Origin of the sequence: Micromonospora sp. WMMD987 (assembly GCF_029581435.1) — a bacterium.
In the GTDB taxonomy this organism is placed as follows: domain Bacteria; phylum Actinomycetota; class Actinomycetes; order Mycobacteriales; family Micromonosporaceae; genus Micromonospora; species Micromonospora rifamycinica.
In genome coordinates, this window is the sequence record NZ_CP120861.1 from 2,522,142 (window position 1) to 2,537,607 (window position 15,466).

The following is a 15,466-nucleotide window of genomic DNA, read 5'->3' on the forward strand; positions in this document are numbered from 1 at the left end:
TCCGGTAAAGAGAGGAACTGTCACGTCTCACGTCCGCCGGGGGTGGTGCGCCGGCCATTGTCGACCCGCCCGGGGTGGCAAATGTGAAAGCGCCGGTCGGCCGCGGCAAAGGTGATAGATCTGTTCCATGTCCAAAGTTGCTGTCCATGCGGGGCAGTCGCGCGCCGGTGGCTCCGACCCGTCGACCCGCCACCGGGCCGAGCGAGCGACCCGGCGGCCGTACGACCGGTGGAAGCGGCTGTTCGACGTGGTCGGCGCGCTCCTCGTGCTGACCGTCGGCGCTCCCCTGCTCGCCGCCGTCGCCCTGCTGGTGCTGGTGACCCACGGGCGGCCGGTGCTGTTCCGGCACACCCGGCCCGGCCTGCGCGGCGAGCTGTTCGACGTGGTGAAGTTCCGCACCATGCGCCACCCCGACCCGGACCGGGGGCTGGTGACCGACGCGCAGCGCCTCACCCGGGTGGGCCGGTGGCTGCGCGCGAGCAGCCTCGACGAGCTGCCGGAGTTCTGGAACGTACTGCGCGGCGAGATGAGCGTCGTCGGCCCCCGCCCGCACCTGGTGCGCTACCTCGACCTCTACACCGCCGAGCAGGCCCGCCGGCACGAGGTGCGGCCGGGCATCACCGGCCTCGCCCAGGTCCGCGGGCGCAACGCGCTGAGCTGGGCGGCGAAGTTCGCCTCCGACGTCGAGTACGTGGACCGGCGGTCCTTCCTGCTGGACCTGAGGATCCTGCTGGCCACCGTCCGGGTGGTGCTGCTCAGGGAAGGTATCTCGGCCCCCGGCGCGGCCACCTGGCACGAGTTCACCGGCAACGACGACCCGGCTGCCCCGTCGGCCGCCGCCGACCCGGCTGCCCCGTCGGCCGCCGCCGACCCGGCCACTCCGTTGGCCGCCGCCGACCCGGCCACTCCGTTGGCCGCCGCCGACCCGGCCACTCCGTCGGCCGCCGCCGACCGGGATGCCGTGCCCCGCCGATGAGCCGGGTGCTGCTGCTGGGCGCCGGCGGATTCCTGGGCCGGCACATCCGTGCCCTGCTGGCCGAACACACCACCGTCCGGTCGCCGGACCGCACCCGGTGCGACCTGGTCCGGATGGACCTGCCCGAGCTGACCGCGCTGATCGCCCGGGAACGGCCGGACGTGGTGGTGACCGCCGCGGGCCGGATCGTCGGATCCGGGCACGACTTCGTGCAGGCGCACGTGGTGACGACCGCGAAACTGATCGAGGCGGTGGCCGTCGCCGCACCCGGGGCACGGCTGGTCCGGATCGGCTCGGCGGCGGAGTACGGTGTCGTGCCGTACGGCCACCCGGTGCGGGAGGAGCATCCGGGCACACCGGTGAGCGAGTACGGGTTGAGCCACCTCGCCGCGACCCGGCTGGCGGAGCTGGCGGGCGACGCCGGTCGCCTCGACACGATCGTGCTGCGGGTGTTCAACCCGGTCGGGCCGGGGATGCCGCCGGGCAACATGCTGGCCCGGGTGACCGCGATGGTCCGGGCGGCGACGGCCGGTGGGGCGGGCGACATCGCCCTGGGCCTGCACGACACCTACCGGGACCTGGTGGACGTCCGGGACGTCGCGGCGGCGGTGCTGGCCGCGACGCGGTGCGCCGCCGTGGGTGCGGAGCGGGTGGTCAACGTGGGCAGCGGCCGTGCGGTGGCGACCCGGGACGTGGTCCGGCAACTGGCCGACGTGGCGGGCTTCTCCGGCCGGATCCGGGAGGGCGGCTTTCCTCCGGACGCCACCCGCTCGGCGGCGGTGCCCTGGATGTGCGCCGACGTCGACCGCGCCCGCCGGGTGCTCGGCTGGACGCCGACCTACGACCTCGACGCGTCGCTGCGCGCCCTGTGGCAGGCCGACGGCGAACGGCCCGACCGGCCGGTGGCCGGCGTGGCGGCGGGGTGAGGTCGATGCGGATCGGCCTGCTCTCCCAGTGGTTCGACCCGGAACCGGGGCCGGCGGCCCTGCCCGGGATGCTCGCCCGGGCCCTCGCCGACCGGGGACACGACGTGCAGGTGCTCACCGGGTTCCCGAACTACCCGACCGGCCGGCTGGCCCCCGGCTACCGGCTGGCCCGCCGGCTCGACGAAGCCGACGGCCGGACCCGTGTCCGGCGGGTGGCCCTCTATCCCAGCCACGACCGTTCCGCCGCGCGCCGGGTGGCCAACTACGGATCCTTCGCCGTGTCCGCGCTGGTCTCCGGCACCCCGGCGTTGCGGGGCCTGGACGCCCTCTGGGTCGGCAACTCGCCGATCAGCGTCGCCCTGCCGATGTGGTTCGCCCGGTACGTACACCGGGTGCCGGTGCTGCTGCACGTGCTGGACCTGTGGCCGGACAGCGTGGTGGCGAGCGGTTTCCTCGGCACCGGCCGGGTGTCCCGGGCGGTCGAGCGGGGGATGGCCGCCTGGTGCGGGGGGATGTACCGCAGCGCCACCCGGGTCGCCCACGTGTCGCCGGGGGCGGCGGACCTGCTCGCCGGGCGGGGCGTGCCCCGGCACAAGCTCGTGCACATCCCGGTCTGGGCGGACGAGACGCTGGGCGTCCGCGCCGGCGACCTGCGTGCCGAACTCGGGCTCCGCGCCGACCAGGTGGTGCTGGTGTATGCCGGCGCGCTCGGTGAGGCGCAGGGGCTCGACTCGCTGATCGACGCCTGTGCCCGGGTCGGCGACCCCCGGCTGGTGTGCCTGATCGCCGGCTCGGGGACCACCGAGGAGCGGCTGCGCCGCCGGGCCGGTGCGGTCGGGGCGACGAACGTCCGGTTCCTCGGGCAGCTGCCCCGGGACCGGATGCCCGCGCTGATGGCCACCGGGGACGTCCACTACGTGAGCCTGCGGCCCGGCGGCATGTCCGCGTACACGATGCCGAGCAAGGTGCAGGCGACCCTCGCCGCCGGGCGGGCGCTGCTGGTCGCCGCGGAGGGCGACGCCGCCGCCGTGGCCCGCGACAGCGGCGCGGGGATCACCGCCCGGCCGGGCGACGCCGGTTCGATCGCCGACGCCCTGCGGGAGGTCTGCGACCTGGGCCGGGAGAAGCTGGAACTGCTCGGCCGGGCCGGTCGGGCGCACTACGACCGGGTGTTCTCCGTCGCCGCCGGTGCCGACCGGGTCGAGCGGACCCTGCGCGAGATGGTGGAGAACCCCGGGTTCAGGGCCAGTCGTCGCCGGCCGCGAGCCGGCGGGTGAGCAGGTCACCCAGCGGAACCGACTCGCCGTCCCGGCCGCCCCGGCCGATGACCAGGGGCGGCCGGGCCGGCGGCGGATCGACGCCGAACAGTCGGGCCCGCACGCTCGACGGCACGGTGAGCAGGTAGAACCGGCCCTCGACGTCGACCGCGCGCAGGCCGGCCCGGTCCACGTACCACCCGGTCAGTCCGGTCCGGTACCGGCTGCGCCCGTCGTAGCCCTGGGCCGCCAGCCGGGTGGTCCGCAGCCCGCGCCGGGTCGCCTCGGCCGTGAACCGGGCGACCAGCTCCTCCGCCTGCGCGTGTTCGCCGTCGCGCTGGCGGGCGTCGGCCGCCGCGTGCGCCCGCACCGCCCGCCGCTGCTGCTCCCGCCACTCCGGACCGCCGTCAGCACCCATGCCGCGACGGTACGCCCACCGCCGCCGACGACCCACCACCCGGCCCCGCCCGACCGGGGTCCGGACCCGGCACCGGCGGGTCGCCGCCCCGCCCGACCGGTGCCGGGCGGAGCGGCGCAGGCCGGGGTCAGGCCAGGCCGGCCCGGCGCAACGCCTCGGCCATCGCGTCGTTGGCGGGCGCCGGCCCGGAGCCGCCCCGGCCCTGCCGCTGCGCCCCGCCCTGCCGTTGCGCCGCCCCGCCCCGGGAACCACCCCGGTCCCCGCGCTGGCCACCGGCCCCGCCCGCGCCGCCCCGGCGACCGCCCGGGGTGTCGCCGCGCCCGCCCTGGGGGGCACCGCGCTCACGCCGCTCCCCGTCGGCCGGGGGACGGCCGCCGCCCGCCGGCACCTCGTCGTCCAGCCGCAGGGTCAGCGAGATCCGCTTGCGCGGCACGTCGACGTCGAGCACCTTGACCCGGACCACGTCGCCGGACTTCACCACGTCACGCGGATCCTTGACGAAGGTGTGCGACATCGCCGACACGTGCACCAGGCCGTCCTGGTGCACGCCCACGTCGACGAACGCGCCGAACGCGGCCACGTTGGTGACCACTCCCTCCAGCAGCATCCCGGGGGTCAGGTCGCCGATCTTCTCCACCCCCTCGACGAAGGTGGCGGTGCGGAACTCCGGTCGCGGATCCCGGCCGGGCTTCTCCAGCTCGGCGAGGATGTCGGTGACGGTGGGCAGGCCGAAGGTGTCGTCGACGAAGTCGGTGGCCCGCAGCCCGCGCAGGATCGCCGACCTTCCGATCAGCGAGCGGAGGTCCTGCCCGGTGCTGGCCAGGATCCGGCGCACCACCGGGTACGCCTCCGGGTGCACGCTGGACGAGTCGAGCGGGTCGGTGCCGCCGGGGATGCGCAGGAATCCGGCGCACTGCTCGAACGCCTTCGGGCCGAGCCGGGCCACCTTCTTCAGCTCGGCGCGGGTGCGGAACGGCCCGTTGGCGTCCCGGTGCAGCACGATGTTCTCGGCCAGCCCGGCACCGATGCCGGAGACCCGGGTCAGCAGGGGAGCGGACGCGGTGTTGACGTCCACCCCGACCCCGTTGACGCAGTCCTCCACCACCGCGTCCAGCGAGCGGGACAGCTTCACCTCGGACAGGTCGTGCTGGTACTGGCCGACGCCGATCGAGCGCGGGTCGATCTTGACCAGCTCGGCCAGCGGATCCTGGAGTCGGCGGGCGATGGAGACCGCGCCGCGCAGCGACACGTCCAGGGTGGGCAGCTCCTGCGAGGCGTACGCGGAGGCCGAGTAGACCGAGGCGCCGGCCTCGGAGACCATCACCTTGGTCAGGCCGAGCTGGGGATACCGCTTGATCAGGTCGGCGGCCAGCTTGTCGGTCTCCCGGCTGGCGGTGCCGTTGCCGATGGCCACCAGCTCCACCTGGTGCGCCCCGGCCAGCTTCGCCAGCGTCTCGACCGAGGCGTCCCACTGCCGGCGCGGCTCGTGCGGGTAGATCGTGTCGGTGGCGACCACCTTGCCGGTGGCGTCCACCACCGCCACCTTCACCCCCGTCCGCAGTCCCGGGTCGAGGCCCATGGTGGCGCGGCTGCCGGCGGGCGCGGCGAGCAGCAGGTCGCGCAGGTTGGTGGCGAAGACCCGGACCGCCTCCTCCTCGGCGGCCTGCCACAGCCGGGTGCGCAGGTCGGCGGCGAGGTGGATCAGGATCCGGGTACGCCAGGCCCAGCGCACCGTGTCGGCCAGCCACCGGTCGGCGGGCCGACCCGCGTCGGTGACGCCGAACCGGCCGGCGATGGCCGCCTCGTAGCGGGTCGGGCCGGTCGGCGGGGCGTCCGGGTCCTCCTCGGCGTCGGGGGCCATGGTGAGGTCGAGCACGCCCTCCTTCTCGCCCCGGAACATCGCCAGGATCCGGTGCGAGGGCAGCTTCGGGTACGGCTCGGCGAAGTCGAAGTAGTCGGCGAACTTCGCGCCGGTGGCCTGCTGGCCGTCGCGTACCCGGGAGACCAGCCGGCCCCGCGACCACATCTGCTCGCGCAGCGTGCCGATCAGGTCGGCGTCCTCGGCGAACCGCTCGATGAGGATGGCCCGCGCGCCCTCCAGCGCCGCGGCGGCGTCGGCCACCCCGCGCCCGGCGTCGACGAACCCGGCGGCCGTCTCCTTCGGCTCCCGCGCGGGATCGCCGAGCAGCGTGTCGGCCAGCGGCTCCAGCCCGGCCTCCCGGGCGATCTGTGCCCGGGTCCGCCGCTTCGGTTTGTAGGGCAGGTAGATGTCCTCCAGCCGGGACTTGGAGTCGGCCGCCATGATCTGCGCTTCCAACGCCTCGTCCAGCTTGCCCTGACCGCGGATCGACTCCAGCACCGCGGCCCGCCGCTCGTCCAGCTCCCGCAGGTAGCGCAGCCGCTCCTCCAGGGTGCGCAGCTGGGCGTCGTCGAGCAGGCCGGTGGCCTCCTTGCGGTAGCGGGCGATGAACGGCACGGTCGCGCCGCCGTCGAGCAGCTCGACGGCCGCCCGCACCTGGCGTTCGGCGACGCCGAGCTCGTCGGCGATCCGCTGATGGACTGACTGGGTCACGATGTTGATCCGCCTTCGTGTCGGGTTCCCTGCTGCATTCTGCCGCCCGCCCCCGACGCCGCGCGCCACCCCCGCCGGTGCCCGCCCCGCACCACCGTGCCGGTTGCCGAGCCCGCACCACCGTGCCGATTACCGAGCCCGCACCACCGTGCCGGTTGCCGAGCCGCCACCACCGTTCCGGTTGCCGGGTCCGCACCACCGTTCCGGTTGCCGAGCCCGCCACCACCGTTCCGGTTGCCGAGCCCGCACCGGCGTGCCGGTACCGGGCCGAGCCGGCGTGCGGGTCGGCCCGCTGCGCTAGCGTGGCGATCATGGACCAACCTGCGGATCCGCGCGCCCGTCGGCTCTTCGGTGGCAGCGCCCGAGCGCTCGGTGACCTCGCCGCCAGCCCGTTCCGGGCTGACCGGGACCGGATCGTCGCCTCACCGTTCTTCGCCCGGCTCGGCGGGGTGACCCAGGTGATCAGCCCGGTCGGCTCCGGCCTGCTGGTGCACAACCGGCTCACCCACAGTCTCAAGGTCGCCCAGGTGGCCCGCGCCATCGCCGAACGGTTGACCGCCGACCCGGCGCACCGGGACCTGCTGGACAAGCTGGGCGGCTGTGACCCGGACGTGGTGGAGGCCGCCGCCCTCGCCCACGACCTCGGTCACCCGCCGTTCGGGCACCTGGGGGAGCGGGTGCTCGACCGGCTGGCCCGGCAGCGGCTCGGGCTGGCCGACGGGTTCGAGGGCAACGCCCAGTCGTACCGGATCGTCACCAGCACCGAGATCCGTGGCGCGGCCACCACGGGCCTCGACCTGACCGCCGCCGTCCGGGCGGCGATGCTGAAGTACCCGTGGACCCGGCTGGACCATCCCGACCCGCACCCACGGCACCTGCGTCCCGCGCCCCGGGGTGCCGCCGCCCCGCCGGACGACCCGGACAGCGGCTCGCTGAAGTTCGGCGCGTACGGCACCGAGTTGGAGGATCTGCGGCAGGCCCGCGCGCCGTTCGCCGGCCGGATCGCCGACTGGCAGCAGACCGTCGAGGCGTCGGTGATGGACACCGCCGACGACATCGCGTACGCCATCCACGACGTGGAGGACTTCTACCGGGTGGGGGTGCTCCAGCAGGGCACCGTCGCCGCCGAGCTGATGGCCTGGCAGCGCGAGGCCGGGCACCTGCGCGCGGTCACCGACGCGGCGCTGGCCGGTGCCGCCCGCCGCCCCGGCTCGGCGATCGAGGCGCTGCGCCGGCAACTGCACCGCAAGGACACCTGGATCGCCGACGACGACGCGTTCGCCGCCGCCGTCGAGCACGTCCGGGAGGAACTGGTGGACGGGCTGCTGGCGCTCCCCTTCGACGGCTCGATCGAGGCCGAGCAGTACGTGGCCCGGTTCTCGGCCCGGTGGACCACCCGGCTGGTCGACGCGATCACGGTGACCGCCGCCCCGGACGTGCGCTCCGGGCACGTGCTGCTGGCCACGGCGCAGTGGCACGAGGTGCAGGTGCTCAAGTTCGTCCACCACCGGTTCGTGCTGGCCCGCCCCGACCTGGCCCTGCACCAGCGGGGCCAGGCCCGGCTGCTGGACACCCTGGTCGACGCGCTCTGGCAGTGGCTGCTCGACCCCGAGGAGGAGTCCCGGCTGCCCCGCCGGCTGCCCGACCTGGTGGAGCTGGCCGAGGCGGAGCTGCACCCGCGTACCCCGGACCGGATCGGCCGGGCCCGGGGCCGGGCCATCGTCGACTTCGTCGCCCAGCTCACCGACGGTCAGGCGGTGGCGATGCTGGACGTGCTGTCCGGGCGCTCCGGGGCGCTGTGGACCGACGCCTTCGTGCTCTGAGCGGCGGCCCACCGGGCCGCACCGGTCGCCTCCCGGTCAGGCGACCGTCTGCCACCAGCCGTCGACCGGCGGCGGGTCGTCGGCCACCACCCGCTCGCCGGGGCGGGGCACCGCCAGCCGTACGCCCCGCGCCTTGGCCTCGGCCCAGATCCGGTCCACCGGCTCGGACCAGTCGTGCAGGGCCAGGTTGAACGTCGCCCAGTGCACCGGGACGAGCAGGTCACCGCGCAGCTCCAGGTGGGCGGTGACCGCCTCCTCCGGGAACATGTGGATGCCCGGCCAGGCCCGGTCGTACGCGCCGATCTGCATCAGCGTCACGTCGAACGGCCCGTGCTCCGCGCCGATCTCGGCGTACCCGTCGAAGTAGCCCGAGTCGCCGGTGTAGAAGACCTTCCGGTGCGCTCCGGCGACCACCCACGAACTCCACAGCGTGCCGTCGCGCCGCAGCCCCCGACCGGAGAAGTGCTGCGCGGGGGTGGCGGTGATCTCCAGGCCGCCGACCCGGTGCCGCTGCGACCAGTCCAGCTCGATGATCCGGTCGGCCGGCACGCCCCACCGGTCGAGGTGCGCGCCGACGCCGAGCGGGACCAGGAACGGTGCCGACTGCCGCCGGACCAGCTCCCGGACGGTGGCCATGTCGAGGTGGTCGTAGTGGTCGTGGGAGATCAGGACCGCGTCGACGGCGGGCAGCTCGTCGAGGCGGACCGGGGGCGCGTGCAGCCGCTTCGGCCCGACGGCGGCCGACGGCGAGCACCGGTCGCTCCACACCGGGTCGATCAGCACCCGGTGCCCCTCGATCTCGACCAGCGCCGAGGCGTGGCCGTACCAGACGATGTTCAGCTCGCGGTCGACGTCGGTCGTCGGGGCCGGGGCGGGCCGCAGCAGCGGGACCGGGGCGGTCGGCCGGCGACGCTGCTGGCCGAAGAGCAGCTCGCGGAGCAGGCTGCGGTCGGGGTCGCCACCGGGCATGGTCCGCACGGCGGTCCGGTTGTGGAAGGTGCCGTCGCGGAACTGCGCGGAGCGGGCGGCCCGTTCCGCGCGGGCACCGGTCAGCCGGCCGCCCAGCGCCGCGGGCACGTCCCGCGCCGTCCACGCCAGCCCGGCGACCGCGGCCAGTCCCGCGAGCCGCCACAGCCGCCCGCCGAGCGTCCGCTCGACCGTTCGCTCCCCTGGTTCCCGCATGTGGCCGCCCCCCTCGCCGGTGTCCCCGCCGTACACGGTAGCCACCACCGGACCCTTCCGCCCACGCCGGCCCCCGGGGCGGCGCGCGGGTTCCCCCACCGGCCCGCCGATCCCGGGTCAGCCCGTCCCGGCGCTCACCGTCGCCGTCGTGCCGCGGCGAGCACCGTCGCCGTGGCGACGGCACTCCCGGCCGCGAGCGCCGTCGCGGCGGCCGGCGTGCCGACCCGGCGCAGCAGCGCGGACAGCTCCGGCAGCCACCCGCCGCGCACGGCCGCGCCCGCCGGGTCCGGGGCGAACACCACGCCGGCGTGCGGGGCGACCGCCCGCCCGGTCAGCCCGCCGCGTCGCATCAACGGCCCGACGAGCGCGTCGTAGACGCCGGGCAGGACGGTGAAACCGCCCCGCATGAGCAGGTTGACCCGTCCCACCGACACCTCCCGGCGGGGCCGGTCGGCGCAGTGCGCGATGGCGCGGGCCACCCGTTGCGGGGTGGTGACCGGCAGCGGTGGCCGGCCGGCCCGCCCGAGGTAGTTCGCCGCCCGCTGGTAGACCGGCGTGTCGACGCTGCCCGGGGTGACCAGGCAGACGTGCACCCCGGGCAGGTCGCGGGTCTCCTGCCGCACCGTGCGGACGAGCCCGTGCAGGCCCCACTTGCTGGTCACGTAGCCGCTCATGTAGGGCGCGGTGACGTGCCCGAGCACCGAGCCGGTGAGGATCAGGGTGCCCCCGCCGGCCGCCCGGAAGCACCGCAGCGCCACCCGGAGGACACCGGCCGCACCGAGCAGGTCGGTGCGGACCACCTGGTCGAAGACCTCCGCCGGGACGTCCTCGAACCGCCCGTACGCCATTACCGCCGCCGTGTGCACCCAGACGTCGAGCCGGCCGAACTCGCGTACCGCCGTGGTGACGAGGTCGTCGAGCGCGGCCGGGTCGGTGACGTCGGTGGGCACCGTGCGCACCTGGTCCGCCCCGGCGTCGTGGCACTCCCGGCGCACCTCGGCGAGGCTGGTGGGGGAGCGGGCGGCGAGGACCAGCCGGTCCCCGCGCCCGGCGAACTCCCGGGCCGCCGCACGGCCGATGCCGCTGGTGGCCCCGGTGACCACCACCACCCGGGTCACGGTGCGAGCACGACCTTGACGCAGCCGTCCTCCTTCTTCTGGAACATCTCGTACGCCTTCGGCGCGTCGACCAGCGGCATCCGGTGGGTCCGCAGGTCCTCCACACCCAGCGGGTCGTCGTCGCCGGCCAGCAGCGGCAGGATCTCGTCGGTCCACCGGCGCACGTGGCACTGGCCCATCCGTAGTTGGATGCCCCGGTCGAACATCTCCATCAGCGGCATCGGGTCCACCTCGCCGCCGTAGACCCCGGAGATCGAGACGGTGCCGCCGCGCCGGACCGCCTTGAGGGCGGCCTTCAGCACGGTCAACCGGTCCACACCGACCTTGTCGATCATCTTGTCGGCCAGCTTGTCCGGCAGCAGCCCGGCGGCGTGCTGGGCCAGCGTGCCGCTGGTGGAGCCGTGCGCCTCCATCCCGACCGCGTCGATCACCGCGTCCGGGCCGCGCCCGTCGACCAGGTCGATCAGCGTGCCGGGGACGTCGTCGAGCTGGCTGACGTCGAGCGTCTCGATGCCGTGCCGGCGGGCCATCTCCAGCCGCTCGGGCACCAGGTCGAGGCCGATCACCCGGCCCGCGCCGAGGTGCCGGCCGATCCGGGCGCAGAACTGCCCGACCGGGCCGAGCCCGAACACGGCCAGGGTGCCGCCGGGCGGGGTGTCGGCGTACTTCACCGCCTGCCAGGCGGTGGGCAGGATGTCGCTGAGGTAGAGGTAGCGCTCGTCGGTGCCGGTCTGCGGGATGGTGATCGGGCCGAACTGGGCCTGCGGGACGCGCAGGTACTCGGCCTGGCCGCCGGGGACCGAGCCGTAGAGCGAGGTGTAGCCGAACAGCGACGCGCCCTTGCCCTCGCCGGTCACCTGGGTCGTCTCGCACTGGGCGAAGAGTTGCCGCTCGCACATCCAGCAGTGCCCGCAGGCGATGTTGAACGGAACGACCACCCGGTCGCCGGGCTTGAGCCGGGTCACCCCGGAGCCGACCTCCTCGACGATGCCCATCGGCTCGTGCCCGAGGATGTCACCGGGCTTCAGGTACGGCCCGAGCACCTCGTACAGGTGCAGGTCGGAGCCGCAGATCGCGGTCGAGGTGATCCGGACGATCGCGTCGGTCGGCGCTTCGATCCGGGGGTCCGGGACCTCGTCCACCCGGACGTCGCGCGTGCCGTGCCAGGTCAGTGCCTTCATCGCTGCTGTCCCCTCTCGATGCCGTCGAGGGACTGCTACCCGAGCGGGGACGCTTGAACCGGCCACCGGCCGGTCAAGGTCGGCGACCCACCGAGCCGTGACCGTGCTGGATCACCGCCGTGACCCTCCCCGGTCACCGCCGTGACCGTCCCCGGTCACCGCCGTGACCGTCCCCGGTCACCGCCGTGACCGTCCCCGGTCACCGCCGTGACCGTCCCCGGTCACCGCCGTGACCGTCCCCGGTCACCGCCGTGACCGTCCCCGGTCACCGCCGTGACCGTCCCCGGTCACCGCCGTGATCGTGCTGGATCACCGCCGTGACCGTGCTGGATCACCGCCGTGATTGTGCTGGATCCTGGATGTAGTGGCCTCCGCACGCCGCGTGGCCACTACATCCAGGATCCAGCACGCGTGCGCGCGGGGCGCGGGGCGCGGAGGGCGCGGTGCGCGGGGCGCGCGGAGGGCGGGGCGTGGGGTGGGTGGCGTGGGGACGGGGTGGGGGTGACCGCCGCACCCCTCGGGCGGGGGTGCGGCGGTCGGTGGGTCCGGAGGCGGCCGGTCAGACCGTCGGCGGGTTCAGGAGCCGGGAGTGTCGCCGCGCTTGGCGGTGGCGGTGAGGTAGTCCCGGTTGAGCCGGCCGATGGTGTTCAGCGGGATGCCCTTGGGGCAGACCGCGGTGCACTCGCCGGCGTTGGTGCAGCCGCCGAAGCCGGCCTCGTCGTGCGCGTCGACCATGCCGATCACCCGGGTGTAGCGCTCCGGCTGGCCCTGCGGCAGCAGCGAGAGCTGGGTGACCTTGGCGGCGGTGAAGAGCATGCCGGAGCCGTTGGGGCAGGCTGCGACGCACGCCCCGCAGCCGATGCAGGCGGCGGATTCGAAGGCGGCGTCGGCGTCGGCCTTGGCCACCGGCGCGGCGTGCGCCTCGGGGGCGCTGCCGGTGGGCGCGGTGATGTAGCCCCCGGCCGCGATGATCTTGTCGAAGGCGCTCCGGTTGACCACCAGGTCCTTGACCACCGGGAAGGCGCGGGCCCGCCACGGCTCGATGTCGATCGTCTCGCCGTCGGTGAATTGCCGCATGTGCAGCTGGCAGGCGGTGGTGCCGCGCTGCGGGCCGTGCGCGTCCCCGTTGATCATCAGACCGCACATGCCGCAGATGCCCTCACGGCAGTCGTGGTCGAACGCGACCGGCTCCTCCCCGGCGAGGGTCAGCCGCTCGTTGAGCACGTCCAGCATCTCCAGGAACGACATGTCGGGGGAGACGTCGTCGACCGGGTAGGTCACCATCCGTCCCTTGTCCTGGGGGCCGGACTGACGCCAGATGCGCAGGGTCAGGTTCACTTGTAGCTCCGCTGCGTGGGGTGGACGTACTCGAACTTCAGGTCTTCCTTGTGCAGCACGGCCGGTTCACCGGTCGCGGTGAACTCCCAGGCCGCCACGTAGGCGAACCGGTCGTCGTCGCGCTGCGCCTCGCCGTCGGGGGTCTGGTGCTCGGCCCGGAAGTGGCCGCCGCAGGACTCCTCGCGGTGCAGGGCGTCGATGCACATCAGCTCGGCCAGCTCGAAGAAGTCGGCCACCCGGCCGGCCTTCTCCAGCGACTGGTTGAGCCCCTCGCCGTCGCCCGGCACCCGGACCCGCTGCCAGAACTCCTCGCGCAGCGCCCGGATCGCGTCGATCGCCTTGCGCAGCCCGGCCTCGGAGCGCTCCATCCCGCAGTGCTCCCACATGAGGTGACCCAGCTCCCGGTGGAACGAGTCGACCGTCCGGTCGCCGTTCACGGCCAGCAGCCGGGCGATCCGGTCCTCCACCTCGCGCCGGGCCTGCACCGCCGCCGGGTGGCTGGCGTCGACCTTGGCCAGCGGCCCGGACGCCAGGTAGTGGGCGATGGTGGTGGGCAGCACGAAGTAGCCGTCGGCCAGGCCCTGCATCAGCGCCGACGCGCCGAGCCGGTTCGCGCCGTGGTCGGAGAAGTTCGCCTCGCCGATCACGAACAGGCCGGGGATGGTGGACTGGAGGTCGTAGTCGACCCAGAGCCCGCCCATCGTGTAGTGCACGGCCGGGTAGATCCGCATCGGCACCTGGTACGGGTCCTCGCCGGTGATCCGCTCGTACATCTCGAACAGGTTGCCGTACTTGGCCTCGATGGCCTTGCGGCCGAGCCGGTCGATGGCGTCGGCGAAGTCCAGGTAGACCCCGAGCCTGGTCGGCCCGACGCCCCGGCCCTCGTCGCAGACGTTCTTCGCGGCCCGGGAGGCGATGTCCCGGGGGACCAGGTTGCCGAAGGAGGGGTAGATCCGCTCCAGGTAGTAGTCGCGTTCGTCCTCCGGGATGTCCCGGGGGGCGCGGTCGTCGTCCTTGTTCTTCGGCACCCAGACCCGGCCGTCGTTGCGCAGCGACTCGCTCATCAGGGTCAGCTTGGACTGGTGGTCGCCGGAGACCGGGATGCAGGTCGGATGGATCTGGGTGTAGCACGGGTTGGCGAAGTACGCCCCCTTGCGGTGCGCCCGCCAGGAGGCGGTGACGTTGCAGCCCTTGGCGTTGGTGGAGAGGTAGAAGACGTTGCCGTAGCCGCCGGAGGCGAGCACCACCGCGTCGGCCATCTCGGTGCTGATCTCGCCGGTGACCATGTCCCGGACCACGATGCCCCGGGCCCGGCCGTCCACGACGACCAGTTCCAGCATCTCGTGCCGGGTGTGCATCTCCACGTTGCCCAGGCCGATCTGCCGTTCCAGGGCCTGGTACGCGCCGAGCAGCAACTGCTGGCCGGTCTGGCCCCGGGCGTAGAAGGTGCGCTGCACCTGCGCGCCGCCGAAGGAGCGGGTGTCCAGCAGCCCGCCGTACTCGCGGGCGAACGGGACGCCCTGGGCCACGCACTGGTCGATGATGTTGACCGACACCTCGGCGAGCCGGTGCACGTTCGACTCGCGGGAGCGGAAGTCGCCGCCCTTGACGGTGTCGTAGAAGAGCCGGTGCACCGAGTCGCCGTCGTTGCGGTAGTTCTTGGCGGCGTTGATGCCGCCCTGGGCGGCGATCGAGTGTGCCCGGCGCGGGCTGTCCTGGTAGCAGTAGCTGCGTACCCGGTAGCCCTGCTCGGCGAGGGTGGCGGCGGCGGAACCACCGGCCAGGCCGGTGCCCACCACGATCACCGTCATCTTGCGCCGGTTCGCCGGGTTGACCAGCTTGGCCTCGAAGCGCCGGGTCTCCCAGCGCTTCTCGACCGGGCCGTCGGGAGCCTTCGTGTCGGCGATCGGGTCGCCCTCGGTGAAGAGTTCCATGATCAGGACACCAATCCGGTGAGTACGGCGAACGGGACCACCAGGTAGCCGGCGCAGAGCACGACGGCGAAGACCAGCGCGGCGGTACGCGCCCGCCGCTCACCCCGGGGGGTCTGCTGGCCGAGGCTGCGCAACGCGGAGAACACCCCGTGCCGCAGGTGGAAGCCGACGGTGACGATCGCCAGCGTGTAGAACAGCGTCACGTACCAGCGGTCCGGGGCGAAGTCGGCGACCACGTTGCCGTACGGGTTGCTGGCGTCGCCGACCGGGTTCAGGGTGCCGGTGGTCAGGTCCAGGATGTGGTAGATCACGAAGAGCAGGATGATCACTCCGCCCCAGCGCATGGTGCGCGCGGCGTAGCTGCCCTGGACCTTCTTGCGGTGGGCGTAGCGCACCGGGCGGGCGGCACGGGCACGTACGGCCAGCACGGTCGCCGCCCAGATGTGCCCGATCACGGCCACCACCAGCGCGGTGCGCAGGATCCACAGGAACCAGACGCCGGGCAGCAGCGGCTTGCCGACGTCGCGCAGCCAGTGGGCGTAGTGGTCGAACGAGGTCTCGCCGGCGAACACCTTGAGGTTGCCGAGCATGTGGGCGACGAGGAACAGCACCAGCAGGATGCCCGTCACCGCCATGACGGCTTTCAGGCCGACGTTGGATCGGATGGGCGACCGAGTTTTCGTGATGACCACCTGACCGACGCTAGGAGCCCTGCGATCAGTCGTCCAATGCATCGACCTCG

Annotated in this window: 12 protein-coding genes; 4 read left to right on the forward strand and 8 right to left on the reverse strand. The window is 74.1% G+C overall.

Going from position 1 to position 15,466, the window contains the following annotated elements:
• Positions 1-127 precede the first annotated feature (127 nt).
• From O7612_RS10840 to O7612_RS10850, 3 genes are read left to right on the forward strand one after another with little or no spacing between them, the layout of a single operon-like run.
• Entirely contained in the window at positions 128-976 is an 849-nt protein-coding gene (locus tag O7612_RS10840) for a sugar transferase (RefSeq protein WP_282272743.1), read from the forward strand.
• The gene (locus O7612_RS10845; protein ID WP_282272745.1) at positions 973-1,902 is read left to right on the forward strand and encodes an NAD(P)-dependent oxidoreductase; all 930 of its coding nucleotides are present in this window, start codon (positions 973-975) and stop codon (positions 1,900-1,902) included. The genes O7612_RS10840 and O7612_RS10845 overlap by 4 nt, the downstream gene beginning before the upstream one ends.
• A gap of 5 nt (positions 1,903-1,907) precedes the next feature.
• Positions 1,908-3,179, forward strand: a complete 1,272-nt coding sequence (locus O7612_RS10850; RefSeq protein ID WP_282272747.1) for a glycosyltransferase family 4 protein — start codon at positions 1,908-1,910, stop codon at positions 3,177-3,179.
• On the opposite strand, the gene O7612_RS10855 is transcribed toward O7612_RS10850, so the two are convergent.
• Entirely contained in the window at positions 3,142-3,576 is a 435-nt protein-coding gene (locus O7612_RS10855) for a hypothetical protein (RefSeq protein WP_282272749.1), read from the reverse strand. The genes O7612_RS10850 and O7612_RS10855 overlap by 38 nt on opposite strands.
• Positions 3,577-3,703: 127 nt before the next feature.
• Positions 3,704-6,148 carry a Tex family protein gene (locus O7612_RS10860; RefSeq protein WP_282272750.1) on the reverse strand — a complete coding sequence of 815 codons (2,445 nt, stop codon included), beginning with the start codon at positions 6,146-6,148 and terminating at the stop codon, positions 3,704-3,706.
• A 311-nt stretch (positions 6,149-6,459) separates the two neighbouring features.
• Between O7612_RS10860 and dgt the strand changes: the two genes are divergently transcribed.
• Complete coding sequence (gene dgt / locus O7612_RS10865) at positions 6,460-7,971, forward strand: dGTP triphosphohydrolase (protein ID WP_282272752.1); 1,512 nt, start codon at positions 6,460-6,462, stop codon at positions 7,969-7,971.
• A gap of 36 nt (positions 7,972-8,007) precedes the next feature.
• Here the strand turns inward: dgt and O7612_RS10870 are convergent, their stop codons facing one another.
• The 6 genes from O7612_RS10870 to O7612_RS10895 all read right to left on the reverse strand — a co-directional run bounded on the left by O7612_RS10870 (position 8,008) and on the right by O7612_RS10895 (position 15,359).
• A complete protein-coding gene (locus tag O7612_RS10870) occupies positions 8,008-9,153 on the reverse strand; it encodes an MBL fold metallo-hydrolase (RefSeq protein ID WP_282273877.1) in 1,146 nt (381 codons plus the stop codon).
• A 134-nt stretch (positions 9,154-9,287) separates the two neighbouring features.
• Positions 9,288-10,271: an SDR family NAD(P)-dependent oxidoreductase gene (locus O7612_RS10875; protein ID WP_282272754.1), complete on the reverse strand. Its 984-nt coding sequence runs from the start codon at positions 10,269-10,271 to the stop codon at positions 9,288-9,290.
• Complete coding sequence (locus O7612_RS10880) at positions 10,268-11,452, reverse strand: zinc-dependent alcohol dehydrogenase (protein WP_282272756.1); 1,185 nt, start codon at positions 11,450-11,452, stop codon at positions 10,268-10,270. The genes O7612_RS10875 and O7612_RS10880 overlap by 4 nt, the downstream gene beginning before the upstream one ends.
• A 576-nt stretch (positions 11,453-12,028) precedes the next feature.
• Positions 12,029-12,790, reverse strand: coding sequence for a succinate dehydrogenase/fumarate reductase iron-sulfur subunit (locus O7612_RS10885; RefSeq protein ID WP_282272758.1), 762 nt, complete (start codon positions 12,788-12,790; stop codon positions 12,029-12,031).
• Positions 12,787-14,724: a fumarate reductase/succinate dehydrogenase flavoprotein subunit gene (locus tag O7612_RS10890; RefSeq protein ID WP_282272760.1), complete on the reverse strand. Its 1,938-nt coding sequence runs from the start codon at positions 14,722-14,724 to the stop codon at positions 12,787-12,789. Before O7612_RS10890 ends, O7612_RS10885 begins: the two co-directional genes overlap by 4 nt.
• 2 nt (positions 14,725-14,726) lie before the next feature.
• Complete coding sequence (locus O7612_RS10895; protein ID WP_282272762.1) at positions 14,727-15,359, reverse strand: succinate dehydrogenase cytochrome b subunit; 633 nt, start codon at positions 15,357-15,359, stop codon at positions 14,727-14,729.
• Positions 15,360-15,466 lie beyond the last annotated feature (107 nt).